5 protein-coding genes are annotated in these 7,911 nt (G+C 67.6%); 3 read left to right on the top strand and 2 right to left on the bottom strand.

The window, feature by feature from the left end:
• The first annotated feature begins 44 nt into the window (after window positions 1-44).
• On the top strand, window positions 45-764 hold the full coding sequence (locus ABIB56_RS04730) for a ferritin-like fold-containing protein (RefSeq protein ID WP_354567823.1): 720 nt from the start codon (window positions 45-47) through the stop codon (window positions 762-764).
• Between the two features lie 114 nt (window positions 765-878).
• On the opposite strand, the gene ABIB56_RS04735 is transcribed toward ABIB56_RS04730, so the two are convergent.
• Together ABIB56_RS04735 and ABIB56_RS04740 are read right to left on the bottom strand one after the other, a co-directional pair.
• The gene (locus ABIB56_RS04735; protein ID WP_354567824.1) at window positions 879-1,169 is read right to left on the bottom strand and encodes a hypothetical protein; all 291 of its coding nucleotides are present in this window, start codon (window positions 1,167-1,169) and stop codon (window positions 879-881) included.
• Window positions 1,170-1,171: 2 nt separating this feature from the next.
• Window positions 1,172-1,396 carry a DUF3107 domain-containing protein gene (locus ABIB56_RS04740; RefSeq protein ID WP_354567825.1) on the bottom strand — a complete coding sequence of 75 codons (225 nt, stop codon included), beginning with the start codon at window positions 1,394-1,396 and terminating at the stop codon, window positions 1,172-1,174.
• A 75-nt stretch (window positions 1,397-1,471) separates the two neighbouring features.
• Between ABIB56_RS04740 and ABIB56_RS04745 the strand changes: the two genes are divergently transcribed.
• Entirely contained in the window at window positions 1,472-4,594 is a 3,123-nt protein-coding gene (locus tag ABIB56_RS04745) for a PD-(D/E)XK nuclease family protein (RefSeq protein WP_354567826.1), read from the top strand.
• Window positions 4,587-7,772, top strand: a complete 3,186-nt coding sequence (locus tag ABIB56_RS04750; protein ID WP_354567827.1) for an ATP-dependent helicase — start codon at window positions 4,587-4,589, stop codon at window positions 7,770-7,772. Before ABIB56_RS04745 ends, ABIB56_RS04750 begins: the two co-directional genes overlap by 8 nt.
• Window positions 7,773-7,911: the final 139 nt, after the last annotated feature.

Consider the following 7,911-nt stretch of genomic DNA (forward strand, 5'->3'; position numbering starts at 1 on the left):
CGGTTGGGCACCCTGCGGCCAGTCGCCTGTCACGCCGATAGGCTATGCCCGTGGTCTCTCTGTTCGGTCGTCGCCCGAAGCGCCAGGACGTTCCCCGGTCGAAACCGCGCCGTGAGGCGCCGGTTCCGGTCAACCGCGTCGACTTCGCAGAACTGACGCCGGAACTCATCCCGTATCTGGCCCAGGCCGCTTATCTGCAGCTCGCCATCTTCGAGACTTTGACCCGTGCCGTCACCACCGCGCCGAGTACCGGAGCGAAGGAGGCGTTGAGCCGCGCCGCGGGCCTCTCCCTCGCCAAACACCAGGCTCTCACTGCGGAGATCACCAAGAAGGGCAAAGTGTCGGGGGAGACCATGGCTCCCTACGCCGATCGCATCGACCGTTATACTCGGATGACCGCGGGCGCCGACTGGCACGAGACGCTTCTCACCAGCTACGTCACCTCGGGCCTGCTCGACGACTTCTACCGCAGTCTCGCCGACGGGCTTCCGGGCGATACAGCCCTCCGGGTCAGGGCGATCTTCTCCGATGCGGGCGGTCACGACCTGATCATGAACGAACTGCGAACCGCGATCGAGGCAAATCCGCGTCTGGCGTCCCGGCTGGCGATGTGGGGCCGGCGGCTGGTGGGCGACACCCTGCTCATCGCACGGTCCGCGCTGTCGGAGCAGAGTCATCCGGATGAGGCGCGCCTCGAACCCGTGTTCACTGAGCTGATCTCCGCTCACACGCGCCGCATGGACGCGCTCGGGCTCACCGCCTGATTTGGGGCGTCAGCGCGGGGTTGTGTTATCCGCGCGCCAGTTACAACTTGCGCGCTGATCACACGACTGCGCGCTAATAGTGCCGGCGCTACGCTGACAGCGATCGGGTTGCGGTCACGCGCGACTGAGCGAGGCCAGCATGCCGGTGTCGGCATGCGTGCGCTGTCGAGGCACGAGGAGCGCGAAAGCGATCGGGACGATTCCGGCGAGCACCAGGCTCACAACCCAGATCCAGCCGCCATCGAACTTCCAACCGACCCAGGTGAGGCCGGCCCAGACGGCGGATGCCACTGCCGCACCGATCGCCGGAAGCAGCAGTGCCCCGTAGGCGCTCCGTCGCGGGAAGATGTAGCGCACGGCGAGACCGAGGATCGCTCCCCCCAGCGTCACGAAAAGGAGCTCCATGGTCAGGAGACGAAGCCCACGCGGCGCGACTCTTCCGTGCCGATCTCGAGGTACCCGAACGAGTCGACGGGCACGATATATACGTTGCCGCGGCTGTCGGAGAGTTTGAAGAATTTGGCGGCGGAGTCGAGCGCGTTCGCGACGACTGCCTCCACCTCGCTCGCCGACTGCAATGTCTCAAAGTTGATCTCACGGGGGCTGTTGGTGATGCCGATACGAATGTCCACGGCTAAAGATTACGACAGAAGAACAGGCCAGCCCGGCAGCGTTCGCTGTCAGCGCTAGCCGCTACCGTTGAGGCCATGGCGATCAAGGGTTTTCGGAGTGCGAGCGCAGGCGTCGCGGCATCCGAACCACACCTTCTCGATCCCTCACAGCAGGCCGTGCTCGACCTTCCTCTCGATACTTCGGCAGCCGTTCTGGGCGCGCCAGGCACCGGCAAGACGACAACGCTCGTCGAGCTGATCGCGCAGCGCGTGCACGGAGAAGGTTTCGCACCGGAGGACCTGATGGTTCTTACGTCGAACCGCACCACTGCGACCAGGCTGCGTGATCGCCTCGCGCTGAGGCTGGGAGCCCCCACCAACGGTCCGCTGGCCCGCACCGTCAATTCGCTGGCCTTCGAGATCGTTGGTCATGCTGCACGCGAGGCGGGAGTGGAACCGCCGAGACTGGCGACCGGCGGCGACCAGGACAGCGACATCGGGCAACTGCTCGACGGGCAGCTCGAAGACGGCACGGGTCCGGCGTGGCCGGAACTGCTCGGGACTGAGGTACGTCGGCTTCGCGGGTTCCGCACGGAGTTGCGCGAGCTGATGATGCGTGCCACAGAGTTCGGCGTCACGCCGGAGCACCTCAGCGAACTCGGTCGGCGGCACGGTCATCCGGAGTGGATTGCGGCCGCCGACTTCATCGCCGAATATCTCGCGGTCGTCAGCAGTTCGCGTTTCAACCAACTGGACTCGGCAGAGCTCGTGCAGTTCGCCGTCGCCGCGATCGCCGCCGACAGCCCCGTCGTCTCCCGCCTGCGGCTCGTCGCCGTCGACGACCTTCAGGAGGCGACCAAGTCGACCATCTCGCTGCTTTCGGCCCTTGCCGCACGAGGGGTCACGATCGTCGCCTTCGGAGATCCGGATGTCGCCACCAACGCCTTCCGCGGTGGCGAGCCTGACGCTCTCGGCCGGCTCGGCGCCGTGCTCGGTATTCCGCGACTGGTCACCCTCACCCTCTCGACGGCGCATCGGCAGGGAGCCGTGCTGCGCGAGTTCACCAGTCGCGTGACCGAGCGGATCGGCACGGCCGGCGCTGTTGGTCAGCGCGCCGCCGTCGCGAGCGGCGACTCCGTCGTCATGCCGGTCGTCAGCATCCAGGCCGCAAGTCCCGCGCGGGAGTGGGCCGGCATCGCGAGACAGCTGCGCGAGCACCACCTGCTCGAGGGTGTGGGATGGAACGACATGGCGGTGGTCGTGCGCAGCGGGGCGCAGGTGCCGGTGATCGCGCGCGCGCTCGCCCTTGCGGAGGTGCCGACCCGCACTGCCGTCGGCGGGCGTGCACTTCGCGACGACCACGCGGCCAGGAACCTGCTGACTGTGATCGACGTCGGCACCGGGCGCACGCCACTGAGGGTCGAGCTCGCGACAGAACTGCTGCTCGGTCCGTTCGGGGGACTCGACCCTCTGGCGCTCCGCCGTCTGCGTCTCGCACTCAGGGCGGAGGAGATCGCGGGCGACGGCAATCGGTCGAGCGACGACCTGCTCGTCGAAGCGCTCGGAGCTCCCGGCCGCTTCGCGACCATCGATCACCGCACCGGCCGGAACGCCGACCGGCTCGCCTCCACTCTCGCCGCTGTCGCAGAGCTTGCGAAAGGCGGCGGCACTATCGAGGAACTGCTCTGGCTGGCCTGGGAGCGCAGCGGTCTCGCGAAACCGTGGTTCGACCAGGCCATCAGCGCCGGCATCTCCGCCGCCGAGGCCAACCGCAACCTGGACGGCATTGTCGCCCTCTTCACGGCCGCCCGTCGCTTCGTTGAGCGGCAGCCCGGAACGGCTCCGAGTATCTTTCTCGACGCGGTGCTCGACGCCGAGGTTCCGGAAGACACGCTGTCGCCCCAGCCGACGGGGGAGTCTGTGCTTGTGACGACGCCGTCAGGGGCGGTGGGGCTCGAGGTCGAGGTCGTCGTCGTCGCGGCCCTCCAGGACGGCGTCTGGCCGAACCTCAGGCTGCGCGGTTCTCTGCTCTCTCCGCAGGAACTCGTTCGCGTGGTCACCGGACTCGACGACGCCGTCATCGACGAACGACGACAGGTGAGGGACGACGAGCTGCGGATGTTCGCGCTCGCCGTCTCCCGTGCCCGGCGGCAGGTCATCCTCGCTGCGGTCTCCAACGAGGACGAAGCGGTGAGCGTGCTTTTCGCCCTCGCTCCCATCTACACTCCGATGTTGGACGTGTCGACGGCGCGTCCGCTGTCGCTCCGCGCACTGACCGGGAGACTCCGCCGTGAGCTGGTGACCGAGCGGCGCAGCCTCCCCGAGCGGGAGGCCGCGGCATCCGCTCTCGCCCGACTGGCGCAGGAACGGGTGCCGGGCGCGGACCCTGCCGACTGGCACGGACTGATCGAGGTGTCGACGACCGAACCGCTGTTCGCAGAAGACGAGTCGGTGCCGGTGTCGCCATCACGGCTCGAAGCCTTCGAGGAGTCGCCGCTCGACTGGTTCATCGACACTGTCGCGGGCAGCCAGACCAGCACCGCCATGGGACTCGGCACTATCGTGCACTGGGCGATGGAGACGGCGACCGATGCGAGTGTCGATACCGTCTGGCGTGCCATCGAGGAACGCTGGGGCGAGCTCTATTTCGAGTCGCCGTGGTTCGCCGAACAGCAGAAGAGGGCGGCGCGCATCCTCGCGGCCGGCGTCGCGGAGTATCTCGCCGACTTCGAGCGGGACGGTAAGACACTGGTCGCCGCGGAGGGACGGTTCTCCCTGGAGATCGACCGTGCCACCGTGAACGGGTCCATCGACAGGGTCGAGCGGGCGAGCGACGGTTCCGTGGTGATCATCGACCTGAAGACCGGGAGCCCGATCACCGCGCAGCCAAAAGTGGATGTGCATCCGCAGCTCGGGTCGTACCAGTTGGCCTACGCCCAGGGAGTGCTCGGCGAGTTCCTCGACGAGCTCGGAGAGCATTCGAGCGGCGGCGCGAAGTTGCTCTATGTGAAGAAGGGCATCAAATCGAAGCTCTACCGCGAGGGGGTGCAGGCACCACTCGACGAGGCGGAGCTCGAGGGTTTTCGCACGCGCATCCGCCAGGCGGCGGCCGGGATGGCTGCGGCGGCCTTCGAGGGTGCTATCGAGTTGAACGAATGGGGTGGCTTCAGCATCGCGACGCGCAAGCTGCACCGGGTGAGGGCGGTCAGCAGTGATTAGCGCCGATCAGGTCAGCGCCTTCGATATCGCTGACGCCCTGGGTCGCCCGCGCCCGACAGTGCAGCAGCGTGAGGTGATCGAGTCTCCTCTGGCTCCGGCGATCGTGGTCGCGGGCGCGGGGAGCGGCAAGACCGAGACCATGGCCAACCGGGTGCTCTGGCTGCTGGCGAACGGGCACGTCAAGGCCAGCGAAATTCTCGGTCTCACCTTCACGCGCAAGGCGGCGGGCGAGCTCTCCGCCCGCATCCGTGAACGCATCGGCGAACTGCACGTCGCCGCGCTGCTTCCCGGCGACTACGACGAGTTCGATCCGCCGGTGGTTGCCACGTACAACTCGTTCTCCAACACGATCTACCGCGACAACGCCGTGCTTCTCGGGCGGGAGAGCGACGGTGCCGTGCTCGGCGAGGCGTCCAGCTGGCAGCTCGCCCGATCGATAGTGATCGCATCCACCGACGAACGGCTGCCCGGTCTCGGAAAGAGCGTCGACGCGGTGACCCGCGCGGTCATCGGGCTCAGCCATGCCCTCAGCGAGAACGTCGTCGAGGCTGTCGATGTCGCGACGATGGCCGCGCGATTCGCTGCGCTCGCCGACCTTCCCTCAGGCGGATCCGGAGCGTATGAGGAAGCTGTGACGCTGGCCAACACCGTGGGCGGGCTTCCCGTGCTCATCGACCTGGCTGAACAGTTTTCCACGGCAAAGGCACGGCGGGGGTTCGTCGAATACTCCGATCAGGTCTCACTCGCCCTGCAGATCGTGCGAAAAGTGCCCACGGTCGCCGAGGAGTATCGCGAACGTTTCAGGGTCGTGCTGCTTGACGAGTACCAGGACACCAGCGTGGTGCAGACCTGGCTGCTCGCGGAGCTGTTCGCAGGCCTCTCGGTGATGGCCGTCGGTGACCCGAACCAGTCAATTTACGGATGGCGCGGCGCGAGTGCAGCGAACCTCGAAGGTTTCGCCGTCCAGTTCGGCAGCGACTCCGCCACGGTGAATAACGGCGTGCAGCAGTTCGCGCTCAGCACCAGCTGGCGCAATGGACACGGAATCCTCGCGGTGGCCAACGCGCTGGTGGAGCCGCTCGCCGCATCCACCGGTGTCGGTGTGGACAGGCTCGAGGCCGGGCCGGCGGCCAGCAGCTTGCCGGTCGGGGTGATCGTGGAGGAAACCCTGCCTGACGAGGCGGATGCCGCCGCGCTGTGGCTCAAGGCGAAACTGGCGACTCCGCGGGGCGAGACCCCGCCGACCGCCGCCATGCTGTTCCGCGCCCGCAAGACCCAGTCGACCTTCATCGACGCCCTCCGCCACCATGGCGTGCCATTCCATGTGCTCGGGATCGGCGGGCTCATGGCCGAGCCGGAGATCGCGGACCTCGTTTCCGCGCTCACCGTGACCAACGATCCGACGGCGGGGTCGGAACTGGTGCGCCTGCTCGCGGGTTCTCGCTGGCGGATCGGACCCAAGGATCTGCACGGGCTCAGCCGCCTGGCATCCTGGCTGCGTGATCGCGACTACGCGCAGCAGCCGATCGAGCAGGAGGTGAAAGACCGGATGCGCGCCTCCGTCGCCGAGGGCGAGGGCGGCTCGATCGTCGATGCCATCGATTTCCTTGCGACGGCCCGCGACGGGCACAGCCAGCTGGAGAGGTTCAGCGATGTGGGCCTGCCGCGGCTGCGCGAGGCTGGCCGACTGCTCGCACGGCTGCGCAGCCGTGCGGGTCTCGACCTGCTCGACTTCGTGACCTTCGTCGAGCAGGAGCTCATGCTTGACATCGAGGTCGCGGCGAACGAGACCCGTTCGCTCGGTGCGGCGAACATGGAAGCCTTCTTCGACGCCCTCGGCGGCTACCTCGCGGTCGACGATTCGGCCAGTCTCGGGGGCTTTCTCGGCTGGTTGAAGGAAGCGGAGTGGCGGGACGGCCTCGCACCGCGCCCGGAGGATGCGGAGCCCGGCACCGTTCAACTGCTCACCATCCACGGTTCGAAGGGTCTCGAGTGGGACATCGTGGTGGTGCCGCGGATGGTCGAGAACGAGCTGCCGGGTTCGCCTCGTGAGGGATTCAACGGCTGGCTGTCGTTCGGATCGCTTCCCTACGGGTTTCGCGGCGATGCGGCAGAGCTACCCGACTTCCCGTGGCAGGGCGTGGAATCGCGCAAGCAGCTGCTCGACGCCCAGAAGGAGTTCAAGGTGGCGGTGCGCGACCGTCACCTGCTCGAGGAACGGCGGCTCGCCTACGTGGCTGTCACCCGCGCCAGGCACTCTCTGCTGTTGACCGCGTCGTTCTGGGCGAGCCAGACCACGGCGCGTAAACCCAGCCCCTTCCTCGTGCCACTGGCCGAGGCCGGTGTGATCGGGCCGCTTCCGTTCGGCAGCGAATACACCGAGAATCCGCTCGGCGACGACGTGAACCTGTTCCAGTGGCCGCTCGACCCGCTCGGCGGCCGACGCGCCGCCGTGGAGCGCGCGGCCGAGCTGGTTCGTGATGCTGTGCCAGGTGCGGCAGGAACCTGGGAGCGTGAACTCGACCTGCTCATCGAGGAACGTCGGCGTCGTCTCGACTCTGCGGAGTTCGTGGAGATGCCGAGCCGGGTACCCGCGTCGCGGTTCAAGGACTTCGTGACCGATCCGGCATCCGTCGCCTCATCGCTGCGTCGACCGATGCCCGAGCGGCCCTATCGTGCGACCAACCTCGGAACGCTCTTCCACAGCTGGGTGGAGGATCGCTACGGCGTTCAGGGGGCATCGGAAGAACTGGACGCCCTGCCGACCGAACTCGACCTCGGCGACCTGCCGGTAGACGACGAGGACTTCGCCCGCCTGCGCGGCATCTTCGAGCGATCGGAGTTCGCCGCCCTGAAGCCGGAGGAGGTGGAGATCGAGATCCACCTGATCCTCGACGGCGAGATCGTGGTCTGCAAGCTCGACGCCGTCTACCTCGTCGACGGCCGCTACCGCATCGTCGACTGGAAGACCGGAAAGGCGCCGAGGGATGCCGGCGAGCTTGAGGCACGTCAGCTGCAGCTCGCCCTCTATCGCCAGGCTTTCGCCGAGTGGAAGAACATCGATCCTGAGCAGATCGACGCAGTCTTCTATTACGTCAGCGACGATGCCGTGATCAGGCCGGAACGCATCTACAGCAAGCTCGAACTCGTGGAGCTGTGGCGCTCGATCGCCGCCTGAGGTTCTGCTTGCGCTGTCGTGTGGGGGGGGGGGGGGGGGGGGGGGGGGGCCCCCCCCCCCCCCCCCCCCCCCACCCCCCCCCCCCCCCCCCCCCCGCGGGGGGGGGGCCCCCCCCCCGCCAATTAGTGCCCGCCCACGC

Source organism: Glaciihabitans sp. UYNi722, from assembly GCF_040549465.1.
Taxonomy (GTDB): domain Bacteria; phylum Actinomycetota; class Actinomycetes; order Actinomycetales; family Microbacteriaceae; genus Lacisediminihabitans.